Annotated in this window: 13 protein-coding genes; 12 read left to right on the forward strand and 1 reads right to left on the reverse strand. The window is 39.2% G+C overall.

Annotated elements, in window-relative coordinates:
* The first annotated feature begins 6 nt into the window (after nucleotides 1-6).
* The 12 genes from pntB to ACJJH9_RS03005 all read left to right on the forward strand — a co-directional run bounded on the left by pntB (nucleotide 7) and on the right by ACJJH9_RS03005 (nucleotide 15,139).
* Complete coding sequence (gene pntB / locus ACJJH9_RS02950; RefSeq protein WP_444924240.1) at nucleotides 7-1,398, forward strand: Re/Si-specific NAD(P)(+) transhydrogenase subunit beta; 1,392 nt, start codon at nucleotides 7-9, stop codon at nucleotides 1,396-1,398.
* A 207-nt stretch (nucleotides 1,399-1,605) separates the two neighbouring features.
* Nucleotides 1,606-3,210, forward strand: a complete 1,605-nt coding sequence (locus ACJJH9_RS02955; protein ID WP_444924241.1) for a S41 family peptidase — start codon at nucleotides 1,606-1,608, stop codon at nucleotides 3,208-3,210.
* Between the two features lies 1 nt (nucleotide 3,211).
* Nucleotides 3,212-3,589 (forward strand): hypothetical protein, encoded by a 378-nt coding sequence (locus ACJJH9_RS02960; protein WP_444924242.1) that lies wholly within the window; start codon nucleotides 3,212-3,214, stop codon nucleotides 3,587-3,589.
* A 1,373-nt stretch (nucleotides 3,590-4,962) separates the two neighbouring features.
* Complete coding sequence (locus ACJJH9_RS02965) at nucleotides 4,963-6,954, forward strand: hypothetical protein (protein ID WP_444924243.1); 1,992 nt, start codon at nucleotides 4,963-4,965, stop codon at nucleotides 6,952-6,954.
* 65 nt (nucleotides 6,955-7,019) lie between these two features.
* Nucleotides 7,020-7,949 carry a hypothetical protein gene (locus tag ACJJH9_RS02970; protein ID WP_444924244.1) on the forward strand — a complete coding sequence of 310 codons (930 nt, stop codon included), beginning with the start codon at nucleotides 7,020-7,022 and terminating at the stop codon, nucleotides 7,947-7,949.
* Between the two features lie 234 nt (nucleotides 7,950-8,183).
* Nucleotides 8,184-10,145: a hypothetical protein gene (locus tag ACJJH9_RS02975; RefSeq protein ID WP_444924245.1), complete on the forward strand. Its 1,962-nt coding sequence runs from the start codon at nucleotides 8,184-8,186 to the stop codon at nucleotides 10,143-10,145.
* A gap of 73 nt (nucleotides 10,146-10,218) precedes the next feature.
* A complete protein-coding gene (locus tag ACJJH9_RS02980; RefSeq protein ID WP_444924246.1) occupies nucleotides 10,219-10,800 on the forward strand; it encodes a hypothetical protein in 582 nt (193 codons plus the stop codon).
* An 11-nt stretch (nucleotides 10,801-10,811) separates the two neighbouring features.
* Nucleotides 10,812-12,014 (forward strand): hypothetical protein, encoded by a 1,203-nt coding sequence (locus ACJJH9_RS02985; protein WP_444924247.1) that lies wholly within the window; start codon nucleotides 10,812-10,814, stop codon nucleotides 12,012-12,014.
* 34 nt (nucleotides 12,015-12,048) lie between these two features.
* The gene (locus ACJJH9_RS02990; protein WP_444924248.1) at nucleotides 12,049-12,789 is read left to right on the forward strand and encodes a hypothetical protein; all 741 of its coding nucleotides are present in this window, start codon (nucleotides 12,049-12,051) and stop codon (nucleotides 12,787-12,789) included.
* Between the two features lie 50 nt (nucleotides 12,790-12,839).
* On the forward strand, nucleotides 12,840-13,514 hold the full coding sequence (locus ACJJH9_RS02995; protein WP_444924249.1) for a hypothetical protein: 675 nt from the start codon (nucleotides 12,840-12,842) through the stop codon (nucleotides 13,512-13,514).
* A gap of 51 nt (nucleotides 13,515-13,565) precedes the next feature.
* Nucleotides 13,566-14,246, forward strand: a complete 681-nt coding sequence (locus tag ACJJH9_RS03000) for a hypothetical protein (RefSeq protein WP_444924250.1) — start codon at nucleotides 13,566-13,568, stop codon at nucleotides 14,244-14,246.
* Nucleotides 14,247-14,458: 212 nt separating this feature from the next.
* A complete protein-coding gene (locus ACJJH9_RS03005) occupies nucleotides 14,459-15,139 on the forward strand; it encodes a hypothetical protein (protein ID WP_444924251.1) in 681 nt (226 codons plus the stop codon).
* A 149-nt stretch (nucleotides 15,140-15,288) separates the two neighbouring features.
* Here the strand turns inward: ACJJH9_RS03005 and yhbY are convergent, their stop codons facing one another.
* Nucleotides 15,289-15,591 carry a ribosome assembly RNA-binding protein YhbY gene (gene yhbY, locus ACJJH9_RS03010; RefSeq protein WP_444924252.1) on the reverse strand — a complete coding sequence of 101 codons (303 nt, stop codon included), beginning with the start codon at nucleotides 15,589-15,591 and terminating at the stop codon, nucleotides 15,289-15,291.
* Nucleotides 15,592-15,699 lie beyond the last annotated feature (108 nt).

Consider the following 15,699-nt stretch of genomic DNA (forward strand, 5'->3'; position numbering starts at 1 on the left):
TAAGTGATGAACGGTATGATTGCAATGGCTTATCTTTTTTCCGCGGTAATGTTTATTTTAAGTCTGGGCGGTTTGTCCAGTCATGAAACTGCGCGCCGGGGAAATATCTACGGAATGGTTGGTATGGCGGTTGCCATAATAGCCACTATTTCCGGTATTGCTTCCGGCGCTTACTGGATGGTGATTATTGCCATGGTGGTGGGGGCTGTAATAGGCCTGTCACTCGCAAAACGCGTGGCTATGACGCAGATGCCGCAGATGGTAGCCCTTCTGCACAGCTTCGTTGGCCTTGCGGCAGTTTTAATTGGTTGGGGGGGCTTTCTCGATCCTCGAGTCAATCTCCATGGTTCTGCACATGTTGTGCACAGCACAGAAATTTATCTCGGGGTGTTTATTGGGGCTATCACCTTAACGGGCTCACTCGTTGCTTTTTGTAAGCTACAGGGCATAGTTTCCGGTAAGCCCTTGACATTGCCGGCTCGGCACTGGCTCAACCTAATTGCTATCCTGGCCTGTATCGTATTAGGTGTGCTCTTTGTGCCTGCGGAAGTGAGTGGGCCTACGGTTATCAATCTACTAGTGATGACCGCTATTGCTTTAATATTAGGTATCCACTTAGTGGCTGCTATCGGTGGGGCTGATATGCCGGTGGTTATCTCCATGCTGAACAGTTACTCAGGATGGGCCGCAGCGGCTACTGGATTTATGCTAGGCAATGATCTGCTTATCGTAGTTGGTGCACTCGTTGGTTCTTCCGGTGCGATCCTCAGCTATATTATGTGCCGCGGTATGAATCGCTCTTTTATCAGTGTGATTCTCGGTGGTTTTGGCTCTGACGGTGGGGAAGTCTCCGATGAAGAAGTCGAAGGTGAGGTGATTGCCATTGACCAGCAGGAACTAGTCGATGACCTCAAGACCGCCGATAGCATCATTATCGTGCCTGGGTTCGGAATGGCTGTTGCCCATGCGCAACAAGCCGTCAGCGACTTGACCGATCGCCTGCGCGGTATGGGTAAAACAGTGCGTTTTGGTATCCATCCTGTTGCAGGGCGATTGCCGGGCCATATGAATGTCTTACTGGCCGAAGCCAATGTGCCTTATGACATAGTGTTAGAGATGGATGAAATTAATCCCGACTTCCCCAGCACCGACTTGGTACTGGTGATCGGAGCCAACGACACTGTTAACCCCGATGCCGTAGAAAAACCCGGCTCTCCAATTGCTGGAATGCCTGTAGTGGAAGTTTGGAAAGCGCGCAAAGTGGTAGTGCTAAAACGTTCTATGGCCTCTGGTTATGCGGGTGTGGCAAATCCCCTGTTCTATAAAGAGAATACTCGTATGTTGTTTGGCGATGCCAAAGACAGCCTGCAGGGTGTGATTGGGAGGGTTTGCGACTAATAAAATTGCGCCTGATGTTTAATCATTAGGTGGCCATTACCCAATGGGTCTGAGACGCTGATACCAGATTGGTATTGGATGTTTCAGCTCCATTAGTCTTTCTGAGTGAAAGTATTTTTAAATTGCTTTGACTATCGCCGGTTTTAATAAACAGTGATAACCTCCCCCGCTTAATAGTATTAAACAAAAATATTTAAGGAGCGGGGGATGGGGACCCATTTTCGTACACTTGTCTTACGGGGATTGATTGCTTTCGGAGTGCTCAGCCTCGTTGCCTGTGGTGGCGGTAGCGGAGGCAGTGGTAGTGATAGTGCTTCTAAAAAAGAGGAAGAAAATAGTGGTACCTGGGTTAAGGGTAATTTTTTGCCGTCTTCCACATTTAGAGGTAGGTGTATCTCGCCGAGAACTGGAATCAATCCAGATACAGGCTATGAGTATATTGACCAGTTAGGAACGCGTGAAGACGAAAACAATTGGCTGCGCTCCATGAGTAATGAGTTCTATCTTTGGTATGATGAAATTGAAGATAGGAACCCCGCTGACTTTTCAGATTCTCTGGCTTACTTTGACTTGCTGAAAACAAAGGCTATTACGTCTTCAGGTAAAGCCAAAGATAGTTACCATTTTGCTGAGTCTACTGAAATATTGCAGACAGAAAAGCAAATTGGATATGGAGTTCAGTGGGGCTTACTCTCTGAGCCAGGTGAATTACCACGTAAAGCCGTGGTGGCCTATCTCGATTATGAGAGAGAGGGTGAGAATAATAACTTACCAGATTGGCTTACCCGAGGCGCAAAAATCATCAAAGTGGATGGCGTTGATCTCGCCTATGGCGAAGACGTCGATACCTTAAATAGAGGTATGTGGCCCGCAGAGGAAGATGAGGCACATGTCTTCGAAATGCTGCCATTAGGAGCCACAGAAACTGTGGAAGTCACTTTGGTTTCTAAATTGATTAACTCAGATCCGGTACAATACGTAAAAGTTGAAACCACAGACTCCGGCCATAAAGTAGGCTATATCCTGTTTAATGACCATCTCGGCAGGGCGGAAGGCCAGTTAAAAACAGCGATCGAAGAGCTTGAAGCGCAAAATATTGATGAGCTTGTTTTGGATCTCCGTTACAACCGGGGTGGATATTTAGATTTGGCCGCAGAGATGGCTTATATGATAGCCGGTGATGCGAGTATTGGGCGACCATTTGAATATACTCGTTTCAATGATAAGCACCCAGAAATTAACCCATTTGAGGGAAAACCGCTTGATCCGATGCCTTTTCATAGTACTGCATTGGGTATTACGGATAAATCTCTCAAGGGGCAGACCTTACCAACACTGAACCTGTCGCGCCTTTTTGTATTAACTGGTGGGAATACCTGCTCAGCCAGTGAATCTATTATCAACGGTTTGCGTGGGATTGATATCGATGTGATTCAAATAGGTGGCACTACTTGTGGTAAACCCTATGGATATTACCCTCTGGATAATTGTGGTACCACCTATTTTTCCATTCAGTTTGCCGGTTCAAATGCTAAAGGCTTTGGCGAATACACTGATGGATTCTTCCCAGGTGGTATGCCGCAGGGCGGTGCAAATTTACCGGGCTGTGAGGTAGGGGATGACTTTGAACACTTCTTGGGTGAAACTGATGAGGCTCGTTTTGAGGCAGCCCTCAATTATATCGAAACGGGAGAGTGTGCAAGTTTTGGGATTAAGGCCTTTTCCGACTTTGGTGTAAGTGCCCCTCAATTAGAGTCAGGTGTGCGTGTACCGAAACCCATTTATCGCAGCAGCCGGCTCATGAGGCAATAGTATGAAAATACTCCGCCAGGCCAGTTTACTTTTCGTAGCCTTTATTGGCAGTGGCTGTGGGGCTCAACAGTCCTCGAAAGAGTTGCAGCAGCCTGCGCTACTCGCTGAGGCAGGACCTGAGAGTCACAGCGAAGTACAACGCGTTGTTTCTAAGGCACTGGGAGGGATGGAAATCACTCTCAGTCCCAATGTGTTTTTGGAGAGTAGCCAGCTAGTCTTTGACAAGACACCCAGACAGATGGGTTTGATTGGCCGGGATATGGGCCGGCCAATCAAATTCGAACTCTTTTTACAAGGCGAGCGTTGTTGGCTAGTGCGCTTGCCAGATGGTCCTCGTTGGTTACTAGAAACACCTTGTAAACATACAGCTTCAAACTAAAAATAAGTATAAGGGAGTTAAATCAACTTCCTTATACCTTTGCGTCGTATGACGTTAACATGCATGCAATATAAAAGAGAGCGCAATAATAGGATAAGTAAGCCTCCACGAGTGATTAAATTTGGTGATTAGCATAGCAATTGTATTCTTCTTGGGTTCCCTGATTTCAGGGCTCATTTTGACTGACACAAAGCCATCATCTGAAGAGACCATCTCCCAGCCAAGCAAAGTATTTTGCTTCAACAGCCTTGCTAATTAACAAAATTCCAAAAGCTAAACTCTTGTTTTATAGATAATTGATATTTTCTTGTTCAAGTATTCAATTAAAGATACTGTAAAAGAGGATCTTTATGTTTCGCTCCTGAACGCAGAGCCCTCGAAATATCTTCATCTTCGGTAATTACTCGATCTTCAATAGAAAATACACCATCTTTTCATTTTATCTCTTGGGAAAGTAGGGCCTGATCAGTTTTTACTAATCACTAGTAAATTAAGCATTGAAACGACATTACTAATGTTGGTCGTTCTCAACATGATCCAGTGGCAATCCGTAACTTCGCGCAGTACAACATTTTTAAATTGAAATAGAAGAAAAATATTCCTTATAAGAGATTGGGAATGATTAAAGTTAGAGAAAAATACAGTTAGTCGTATATGTCAAGTGTGACCAATTAATGTAATCGATTTAATCCCTACAAGAAATGAGGTCAATTACTATTTTATTAGCGTAAATAAAAAAATCTCCACAATTAACGAACAAAGTTCGAGCAAATTACTAATTGGTACGTTTTGTTGGTGGAAAATAAAAAAAATCTTTGCTGCGACTTGAGCTATCAATTTATAATAAAAAAATAGAGCTTATGAACATTTGTAATAATGAAATTGTTCATAGTGGAGACGTGGATAAGAAGGATGGCTAAGGATGGCTAATCAAAGAATAACTCAATGCCTACTATTAATTGTTTTTAATCCATCTTCTAGGAAGAAATATTCAAAAATTTTTTCCTATGTCAAAAGTTTTCTTTTAAGAAAGTCTAGCAATATAAGTTGTAGAGACACCTGTTAAACATAGTAATTTACTAAATCCACTGTTTGGTTAATTTGAAGTTGATTTTTAGATGATCGTATACCTGCTTGGGAAGTTTGGCTGTATATGGTGAAGTAAAAACAATTCATTGATACCTAATAAGGGCATATTTTATAAAGCCGTGGCTCAATTATATTTTTAGCCGTGGAATTATGGTTAATGCCTTTAAAGTGTTAGGGGGCGGTTTTACAGTATAATTTCTCTACTGTTTAGCTGACACCTTGGAACTATAAAGAGTGAAATTAAATTGCTCTTATGCTGTTAGTGCAGGACAAGGAGTCATTATATGTTAAAGGTAATTTTGTCTGGGATTATAATAGTAAATAATAGAGTGGTAAACAAAATCTATAGAGAGCCTGGTTTTCTTCTTTATTTGATATTTTTTATTCTTTTCCTTAGTTCTAATGCGTTAGCCAATATAAAAACTTTATCTCCTTCAAGTATTTCTTTGCAAGAACATCAGTTATCAAAAAAAGAAGAAAATTTCATATCTAGTCAAAAAACAGATGGTAACACTAAGAGTGAGTTCATAGAAGTACGCAATGGAATGTCAGGTGAAGCATCATGTAAATCAAAAATTCAGCTTACTCATTACACACCTAACATATGCTATTACAATTCTTTGGGTCTAGATTGTGTTGACCAATGTTTGAGCACTCTGCCAGGAAGTAATCCTGGTTGTTTTATGGATATTCATCTTCCTTGCGAGATACGAGACTCTCTGTTTGAAAGCGCAAGAAGCTACCAAAGTTTTGAAGATGTAAGCTGGGTTCATATTTCAGATTTACTTAACTTCCCTGCTTTAATGGGTGATTTACATATCGTTAGAAGAGATTTGTTTCAAGAATTATATAAATCTTATGTAATTCCCCCGCCCTCTGAAGGGTTTAGCGAGTCAACAAAACAAGTTAGAAAAGACAATTATCGCCTTTTATCTATAAATAATGCAATAGATATTCTTTACCCCTTAAAATCATCTGCAGTTTTTAAAAGGCTTTCATTAGGTTCTGCAATAGAAGATAGCGTTGAATTTGAATTTAATGAGCTTCTAAAAGGTATCAATCAGTTTCCATTTTTTTCCGATTTTGAAAAAAACAATTTAAATAGTGAGCTTATTTTATTTAAGGAAAGTGAATTGAAAGTATGGGGCTTGATGAGTCTTATACCAGAGAGTGTCATTCAAGAATCTCGAGTAACATACCTTAATGACCATTTAAAATATTTGGCTGAAAAGATAAATACTCTTAAAGATTCATATGCTGACTATTTAATCAATAAAATTAATAATTCAACGAAGTTGAATTTTAGAAGGTGTCAGGCAGGTATTTGTTTTAACGAAATAGATCCTCATTTTTCTATCTATTACCCTGCCGTCGATAAAATACACACCTATCTAGAGTTGATGGTTAATAATTTTGTTGATGAAGCGGAAGCTTTTGAGCGTACTATTGATATTGACTCAATTTCAATATCGACTCAAGAAGATGTCTACCCTGATTTCTCGGGTTTAATTAACACAAAATTGCATAACTTTCAGGTCAATCCGATACAGCAAAATTTAAAAGAGTTAGAAGCTGCGATTAATGTTGCATTTTTACAACAGAGTCGAGATGGTCAGGAAATATTTAATTATTTAAAATCTCAGTCATCTGCTCAGATAAAAGGCAATAGCTTTTTGGCGCCATTTGAAAGTGAGCAAGTTCTGCTATGTGAAAGTTTAGAAAGAATAGATCGAAAATTAAAAGAAAATCAACAGAAAGTCTATGAGGTATCTAGAGAAGCCACAGGTGTAATTGCGGAGATGATTAACCGCGGTCACTCTTTAGAATTAAGGGCTAAATTGGAACAATTGGTTTTGACGCTTTCACAGCTTTCAATTGAAAGTCAAAGGATTTCACGTTTAAACCGATTCTCACTCGATAGAAGCGTTAACATTTATTGGAACTTTGATTCAGATCAATCTGAATGGGATACAAAGTTGTACGATATTCAAGTTGAATATATTTCTTTTGATGGTGTCTATTGGTCGGTTATGGATTCAATACCATTGATGGATATGCTTCCTGCCGTATCTAATTTTTCTACTATCAAGGGTTCATTACTTCCAAATGCAAATGGCAGTATAGCTGGGTTAAAAACCCTTCATTTATCATTGCGGCAGTCGGCTTATACAGCCTGTTCGAAGAGTAATAATGAAATAAAATTAATCGTAAGTTTAACTGATCAAGAAGGCAGCTCTAAGCGATATGCATTAACGGCAATACTTGATCAAATTTAAAAAATAAATAAAGACTTTCAGTAGATAACATTTGTTTGATTTTTCTTAAAAAAGAAGGGTTTGTTATGCGAAAAATTCAATTGACTTTATTCATTGCGCTGAGTATTCCATCACTTTCTAATGCATATCCAGTGAGTTTGTTTGATGCGGAGCAAAGTTGTCAGGCAAGAGATACTACTACTGGTGTTCGGTATATCCCACCATGTGATTTCACTCCGCAAACCTTGCTCCCGGCACAAGAGAAAGTCACCATAGAAAATAGCAATCTACTAGAAGGAAGCTTTAAGTCTGCTCTATCATTTAGTTTCAGCTGTGAAACTTTGCGTCCACTAAGTATCGCCTATATTGCAACCGATGATGACGCAGAGTTAATAATCAGTGATGCGCCTGCAAAAAAATCAGAAGAAGATTTTTTTCTTAGCTTTAACCATCAGTATGATGGAGCAAAATTCTCTACTAGAGAGTTAGTAGGAGCAACTGGATTTCAAGCAATAAAACCAGGTTGTGAATTGATAGTAAATGACTTTATATCATATCCAGACCCTGAGTATTACCACTTACTATCTAGTTCCCTTATTAATGTAGATAAGCTATTAAAAAATATATTCTCTTTAACAAATCCCAGTATGGATTACGTTACCTCTCTTGGGTTAATTGACAATTCATTATTGATGCTTTCATTTTTGAGGCCTCAGGCTGATTGGCTTACACGATTTATGATCGATCAAACCACATTTGGTTTAATTGAAGCAAAAAACACTTTAACTCAGGACTGTGGCGCCGATTCAAATACTAGGCTGTGTACATCTGCCATTTCAAATACAAGAGATGCTATTTATCAAGAATCTATAAAGAATGAAAAAAATATAATTATTCTTAGTAAATATATAAAAGCGCAGGTTGACTGGTTAGGGTATCAAAGTATTGATGTTGAAAATGATAGGCAAAAATTAGAAGCTACTCTAAATGATTTGGCAGATCAATTACAGATTTAGAAATATCGAATTTGTACTTGATTAAATAGAATTTTGAATCTTGATTTAGAGTGAAATTATATGTGGTGTAAGTAAGAGTCCACTTTATTGATTGTTTTTTTGGGAGGTTGAAAATGTAGATATAGTTGTAACTGTAATCTTTATTAAATATTTAAGTGCCCTTTGATTGTTAAGTGGTGGGCTCTTACTAGATGATAATTTTTTAAAAAATAAATTTGGTAGCTAGGACGCAAAATGAGATCGAGAAAAATTTTAAGTTGTTTAGTGTCAGTGGCACTAACACTTGGAGCACTGAATGCTCAGGCCCTTCCTGACGCAAGGCAGGGTAACCCGCTAAGCAGTTTAGGAATACAAGCCCCTGATGGGATTGGAGACGTTGTTCGAGATCACGAAGACCCTAATACTTTATATGTTGGTCCGGCAGGCGTAAAGCAAATAAATGGTATTTATACTGAACTCGATAGCTCTGGCGCGATGTGTATTGACTACGCACATATTCGTAAGCAAGCATATTATGCGCCTCCCACTGATGATTTGAAAGAAGAAGCATATGATAATCATGACTATATAAGTAATTATTTTCAAATGACCTATGTTATCCCTAACGCTAATGCTGAAGCGTTAAGGGCGATTAATGGTGCGCGAAGTAAGATGCGGGATATTGAGAATGGTACAAGAAAAGAACTTGCAGCCATATACAATACCTTAAAAGCAGAATGGTATGACCTAGAAGCAAATATTTCTTCACTTAAAGCTGAGCAATCAGCGCTTGATTCAAAAAATACGATTAATATTGGTAGCTGTATTACTACAAACGTAGGTAATCAAAATGGCCTTATTCAGTGTCTAACAAATAATGCTAACTGGTATACCACTGAGAGTAATAAAATTTCTTCTCAACTCGCTGAGCCTATTGCGAGAAAGAAAGAGATAAGTCAAGACTACTATGCTGCAAAAGGCGAAATGGAAGCTTACCAGGCGGAATTAGCCCAATTTGAATCAGATATAGCATTTAACAGCTTAATAATAAATGCGCAGATTCAAGTAACTGATAGCGCTTGGAGCATAGAAAAAGAAGTTGAGCGAGCAGAACGATCAAAGATTGTAGGTCGTGCCAGTGCTGGCTATAACCTTTTTGACAATGAGGCAAATATACTGTCTCAAACTTTATCGCAGCACGGAAAAAATAACTATAAAGTAAAACAGCTTGATGTTTTTAATGTTAGTTTAAATTCTGGGGTAACAATAGAAAACCCTGTAATTTCAACAGCCAATGATGTTGCCTTGTATAAGAAAAATACTTGGTCATTTCCTGCAGATACTTTGATGCGAACTTCCGTTCTAAAGAAGTGGGAAATGCCATTTGAGCGTGAAGAGCGTGGAGATGTTATTCACTTTGACACGATGGATGCAGATTCATTTGCTTCAGGTGGCTTTAATTTTTATGTCACCAAAGGTGCGCGTTGTGGTGAATATTCGCAATATGTGAAAACAACTTATACTTCAACTGATTCTGGGACCGATGTAAACTGGACTGTAAGTGAGCAGTTCTTTGAACCCCAGCCAAATAGAACCGTATTCTCGGAGTCGATTGGACTAAGTTATAACTATTACGCATATCCTGGCCCTCTGCGTGGTGAGTGCTCTATAAATGTTGATCGTATGCATAATTATTGGAGAAATAGTGGCTCTAGGAGAGGTTGGAGCTGGTTTAGATCAAAAACCAAATCCTGGGATATAACTAAAACAGAAGCAAGAGATGACATGGGCGTAGAATGTACTCTTGATCTTAAGCCCGAATCTAATAATCCAGAAGAAGCCAGGCAAATTGCCGAAGACTTCGAGCGCCAGATGTACAACGATCTGTGGCAAATGTTTATCACAGTTTACGCCAAAGAATATAATATTGAGATTCTTGATCCCGAAGTTATAGATGCCGGAAAAAGTACAGTAGGTAAAACCTTGGGCGATGGTGTAATGAAAATGTGTGGCGCTAATGTCTATTGTCAAATTGGAGGTGTAGTGTTAAAGACACTTGACGAAATAGGCGGCTCAAAAGCGCAAGGTAAAACATCTGCTGAACATAATGTATATGGCAAAATATGGAAGCGTTTCGATAAAGATACATGGACAGTTAAAAGTGGAAGCGCGCTTGTTAATTTGAGAGTTTGCGTCGATAAGAATCAATGCGATTAAACTAATATTAATGATAAAGAGGTGGGTTTGCTCACCTCTTTAAGGAATACAGAATTTTTAGTTGTAAAATTTTATGAAAAAATATTTTTATTTAGGTGTCTTGGGTGCTGGTATAATTTCTTGCTCTCTATTTTTTTACTCTTACAGCATCCCCCCCCAAAAAAACCAAACGATCTCTCATGATAATTTGCTGGCTAAAGCTCAAAATTTATCTGAGACGAGTCCAAGTCTTACCCCTGAAGAGCTTAATGAGTCAAAAGAAGTATTGGTGAAGTCTCAAGAAGATAGCGTTCCTTTAGAAGAGGACTTTATTTCTAATGAGCTCCAAAAAGCGCTAAATAATGAGATTGATTATTCTGATGGAGGCCCTTTGGAGCAGGTTAAGGAATTATTTCCTGAGATATCCGGTCAAATAGATGCATATCAAACTAACGTTTATAGTCACAACCAAACCATAAAAGAATTTAAGGGGTTAGCTGAATATAAGAATCAGTTGCTTCGTAACGGTCAGACTGTGCCTAAATACCTTGACTATGAGATGGAAGCTAAGAGGGATGGATTAATGCTGGCAGCCCAGGCTTTAGGCAAAGAGGCTATGGAAGTGAATGCTGCAATACGTAGGCAAGCTAATGCTGCTCGATTGTCAAAGGACTGATGAGTTATATAATGAAATACCATTTATTTATTCTCTATGTTTTCTGTTTATTGATTCCCTGCGTTGCTAATAGTAATAGTTGTGAAAAGGAGGGAGGAAGTGATTGTGAGGTATCTAAAACAGTACGTGTACATATAATTGAAACATTAATTCAGCCTGATGATGTATCTATAAGCAGTTGTCACGATTTATCTGAACAGATAAAATCCTTTAAGGGTGCTGTATATGAATCAGGAGTATCCTATGCTAGCTCTGCAAGAGAATTTACTAGCAAACTTTTTTCAGTTGGCGGGACCTTTTATACAAAGGATAATAAAGAGCTGGAAGTTAATCCGGTAAGTGTTAAGTTACAAAGGTTTGGTTATCTAGATATTGATCTTGAAGATTGGGGAAATAACCCTTCTCTTTCTGGACGTAATATAGATAAAATGGAAGAGTTAGCAAGGTGCTTTCTGACTGATGAAGTTAGCTACTATTCATATGATTTAATAGCTCGTGTAGATGACAATTTGGTTTTTTGGACATCTCGGGAGGCAACAGATAATCAGTTTGACTATGATCTTGAGTCGAAAGAAATATTTAAGTATCTCTACGGGAAGGATGGGCTAGGATATGGCGATTATGTACGAGGTGGGATTTATTATAAAAATACACCAAAACTCTTTGGTGTCGAATGGAGTTATGATCAGTTTTCATTAATTTGGGGGCTTGAGCCAATAGATGTTTCTGATCGGGCCGCAGAAATTATCCCGGAAACTATTGCGAGGCAGGTAAAAGATAGCTGGCTAGGTAGCTGTCAATCAGTGCGAATACGCATCTCATCTGATCCAGGATTCTCATCTGCTACAAAGTATATAGAAAACAAACCTTTGCACTGTCTAGAACAGCCGCTGTTTACGGATTTATCTCGTTACCCCCCACCAGATAATAATGCACCAGATTTTTCCAAATATCTCAGCAGTATTGAATCATTGCATCATCAATCATTGTTGTTGGATTCTCAAGGCGTGCGTATTCCTTGTGATAGTAGAGATGAGATATCTTTTGATGGTTGTAGCCAGAAAATAGTTCATGAGTTCTCCCCACTTTTAATTTCCTTTTTAAAGGCGGAGATAGATTTATATATTGAGCTGGTTTTTCCAGAGTGGAAGACCCACTCTTATAGGGTGGACAGGTTTACTGGTGATGTGTCTTTGATGATAAATGAGCAGTAAATATCGGGTTTCCTAACTTTCCATGAGATTTTTTATGATTAAAAATAAAATTGTCCTAGCTTTACTGTCTTTTATTTCTTGTTGTGCTCAAGCTTCAGGTAATGATATCGAGTCGCAAACAAAAGATTTTGTATTCGTTAATGGCTTAAAATATGAATTAAATTATGATTCCTTTGGTAAGGAATATAATTTTACTTTCCCTGAGAATCCAAAGGTATATTACAGGCTGGTAACAACAGTTCCAGTGGTAGGGGATATGGCTCAATCATTAAACTTTACCGTTAATATGCGGGCTAAAGGGTTGGGCTATTATGATTCCGGGTTTCGATGCCTAGCTCCGATTTCTCGGTATCCTGTTGATCCTATGCATCCTTTTTTAAGAGAAAATTTAGGTGATTTAACGCAGCTTGAAAATATAAATCCTAAGACCAATAGCCCATGTTATTTGGGTGCTGATACGGATAATCAGTTTAATTTTTCTGTTTCTATGTCAGTATATTGTAACTCTACAAGTCGAAAATTACTTGGCTCTGATTCTGCTAACAGGGATACATTGCTTTCCCAGGAGCAAGTAAATGCTATCAGGGACAGTCTTGATACGAGACTCGGAGTTGTCGGAAATCCTTATGAAAGAGAGAGGGAGGTGAATTTATTTATAGATGTTGAGCGTGAGTCTGGTGAAGCGTGCAGCGAACTAAGAATAGAATTAAGTGGATGGCCTCTCACAGAGATTTATGATGTTACCGGCGATATCTTGATTTTAGAGTCATTCTGATCAGGTTGTGCATAGATATTTTTAAGTGTGTTGCTTTTAGTTGAATAAAGATGAAGCTTTTCAATAAATTCTATATTTTTATAGTATCTTTTGTGTTTGCTTTTGCGAATATTCCTGTTTTTGCATCTAGTTTGACTGGTGCAGACTATGTCTATGTTAACGGGACAAGAATTACTTTGAGTGACGAGTCTTTTGTCAATATTGGTGGGCAAAAATATGTTGCCACTGTACCTGTAGAAGGGGATGTAGGGCGAGATTTAATATTTGATATCGATGCCAAGATAAAGGGCGATGGTTATTATGATTTAGGTTTTAAGTGCTACGCTAGAGGGTGGCAAATTGGAGAGCTTGAACCTGGGATAAGGGATCTTTTATTCCCTTGGTATCCTCCCTGCCCAATTGGATATGCAGTCCCTGGTGATAATTTTTACTTTTCCATTCGCATGGATGTTACCTGTAGTGACTTCATTATAGGCACCGAATCCGCAAACAGAAATACTCTGCTAACCAGCGAACAAAAGAGCGCTATCGCAAAAAGTGTTGATCGGAAATGGGGCAAAGTTATAGGCAATCCTTATGAGCGCACAAGAGAGTTGAATTTGTTAATAGATAATTACCTTAACACCGAGGGGGCTTGTAAGGAGCTTAGGATAGAAATAGAAGGGCTAAATGGTACTCAGATCTCTGAAATTGTTGGGGACATTTTAATTGCCGAAGATTTTTAAGTTCATTCATTGTATGAAAACAATTTTTAGCTTTTAGTAAGGTTTAAGATTATGAAGATAAAACATATTTTTCTATTCTCTATGTTGCTACCTTTAAGTGTGGTCGCTGGTGACTTTGTGTCACATTCTAACTTTGCTACCAATAAGTCTGTTTATGTTAGTGGTACCAGAGTCACCTTGGACCATACTTCATTTACTAAGTACGACGATATTGAATCTTACTTTGCATTGGTGCGTGTTGATGGTGATGTTGGGCAGTCCCTTGTGTTTGATGTAGATGCAAAAGTTAAAGGTAATGGGTTTTATGATGTTAAAGAGGATTGTATTAGGCTTGATCCTATTGGGGAGCCGGTTTATCCAGATCCTGTGAGTAATTGGCAACCAATGGGAACTAGGAGGGTGTGTACCGCAAGCGATTATCCTAAGAATAAATTCTTTTTTACTGTACGTTTGAATGTCACCTGCAATGAACATGTGGTTGGCACTTATACTGGAAATAAAAATGCATTGTTAAGTCCGGCTGAGCTGAAGGCTGCAAAGGGGGGCGTTGATCCAATTACAGGTAAGCCTATCGAAAACCCTTATAATACTGAAAGAAATATTAATTTATTAGTGGATGCTGAGATTAATACAGGGGGGGCTTGTAAAGAACTTAGGGTGGAGCTGGAAGGATTGCAGGGAACCAAGATTTCTGATATTGCCACAGATATTCTGATTGCCGAATCTTTTTAGGGCTTGGCTGCTTTTAAGATCAAAATTATGAGATTGCTTCTTTGTTAGCATAGGGGACGATATGACTCTATTGATGATGCAGTCCGAGAAGTTCTATTAATGATATGGTTTTAATTGCCGATTTTGGGCTTGGCAATTAACGATTGTCCGTAGCGTTTTGGAGGTTGCTCAGGCTTTCCTCCTCAAAATTTTTCCATAAATGGATTTTAAAGATGAAAATAAGGTTGTTGTTATCTTTTGCTTTGTTATGGTCGGTAGCTGTATCTGCTGACGAGTTTGAGACTTTGCCTGGTTTGGCGGCAAATAAACATGTTTTTGTTAGCGGTTCAAGGGTAACTTTGAATCATGAATCCTTTACCAATGTCAACAAAAATATAAAAGGTGCAAACGATAAGTATGTTGCGCTGGTCCGTGTTGAGGGCGATCCTGCAGGACCATTAATTTTTGATGTTGATGCAACAATAAAGGGGAATGGTTTTTATGATACCGGATTCAGGTGTTATAAGTATTTTAGGCAGCCGAATGGGTCAGTTAGAATCGGATCGGGATTGCCACCAAATTGTGATTCCACATCAGTTAATGTCGATAATAAATTCTATTTTTCAGTGCGATTAAATGTGACCTGTAATGATATGGTTATTGGTACTTATACTGGAAATAAGAATGCTTTAATAACTCCCTCACAGGTTCAAACTATTGAGGATAGTATAGACCGTACCTATGGATGGATTATAGGCAACCCTTATGAAACTAAAAGGGAGATCAGCTTACTCGTTAATGCTGAGAGAAATACAGGTGGAGCCTGTAAAGAGCTTAGAGTTGAGCTAGAAGGGCTACAAGGGACTAAGATTTCTGAAATCACCAGCAATGTTTTAATTGCTGAACCCTTTTAAGAGGGAATTTTTCATTACAAGTTGAATAATAGCAGCTAGGTTTAAACTTAAATTCCTGACTGCTTCAATCAAGGCCTGACGGAGTTCCCTGCTGATAGTAGGACTATTGTTCAGGCCTCATTGTCTATGGCTAGTCCAGTTTTATAGGACTAGCGCAACAAATTAGATTTGCGTACATCCGGCTTCTTCGCAGCTCGATAGATTAAAGCGATTTTACCAATCTCCTGGATCAGATCAGCAGAGGATTTCTGGCAGAGCTCCCCGACAATCTGATGTCTGACTTCACGGTCAGCGATCATCAGCTTTACCTTGATCAGCTCGTGATCTTCCAGTGCACGTTCCAGTTCTTCCATCACGCCCTCGCTGAGCCCATTGCCCGCTACAGTCACGACAGGTTTGAGATTGTGACCGAGAGAGCGCAGTGCTTTTTTGCGGTCGGCGGTTAAAGGCATACAATACTCCATTACCACTTTGTGGATATCGATATGGGAGTGGCCAAAAGCCTCGATCTTCGTCAGCAGTTGTTTGGCTGACCCGATCGCGGCTCATGACCGCTCTTA

Source organism: Microbulbifer mixtoriginis (SeqCode), from assembly GCF_052466715.1.

What these genes read in the sequence shown, in the direction of transcription:
- pntB (WP_444924240.1), top strand. Translation starts at nt 7, where the DNA reads ATGAACGGTATGATTGCAATGGCTTATCTTTTTTCCGCGGTAATGTTT.
- ACJJH9_RS02955 (WP_444924241.1), top strand. Translation starts at nt 1,606, where the DNA reads ATGGGGACCCATTTTCGTACACTTGTCTTACGGGGATTGATTGCTTTC.
- ACJJH9_RS02960 (WP_444924242.1), top strand. Translation starts at nt 3,212, where the DNA reads ATGAAAATACTCCGCCAGGCCAGTTTACTTTTCGTAGCCTTTATTGGC.
- ACJJH9_RS02965 (WP_444924243.1), top strand. Translation starts at nt 4,963, where the DNA reads ATGTTAAAGGTAATTTTGTCTGGGATTATAATAGTAAATAATAGAGTG.
- ACJJH9_RS02970 (WP_444924244.1), top strand. Translation starts at nt 7,020, where the DNA reads ATGCGAAAAATTCAATTGACTTTATTCATTGCGCTGAGTATTCCATCA.
- ACJJH9_RS02975 (WP_444924245.1), top strand. Translation starts at nt 8,184, where the DNA reads ATGAGATCGAGAAAAATTTTAAGTTGTTTAGTGTCAGTGGCACTAACA.
- ACJJH9_RS02980 (WP_444924246.1), top strand. Translation starts at nt 10,219, where the DNA reads ATGAAAAAATATTTTTATTTAGGTGTCTTGGGTGCTGGTATAATTTCT.
- ACJJH9_RS02985 (WP_444924247.1), top strand. Translation starts at nt 10,812, where the DNA reads ATGAAATACCATTTATTTATTCTCTATGTTTTCTGTTTATTGATTCCC.
- ACJJH9_RS02990 (WP_444924248.1), top strand. Translation starts at nt 12,049, where the DNA reads ATGATTAAAAATAAAATTGTCCTAGCTTTACTGTCTTTTATTTCTTGT.
- ACJJH9_RS02995 (WP_444924249.1), top strand. Translation starts at nt 12,840, where the DNA reads ATGAAGCTTTTCAATAAATTCTATATTTTTATAGTATCTTTTGTGTTT.
- ACJJH9_RS03000 (WP_444924250.1), top strand. Translation starts at nt 13,566, where the DNA reads ATGAAGATAAAACATATTTTTCTATTCTCTATGTTGCTACCTTTAAGT.
- ACJJH9_RS03005 (WP_444924251.1), top strand. Translation starts at nt 14,459, where the DNA reads ATGAAAATAAGGTTGTTGTTATCTTTTGCTTTGTTATGGTCGGTAGCT.
- yhbY (WP_444924252.1), bottom strand. Translation starts at nt 15,591, where the DNA reads ATGCCTTTAACCGCCGACCGCAAAAAAGCACTGCGCTCTCTCGGTCAC.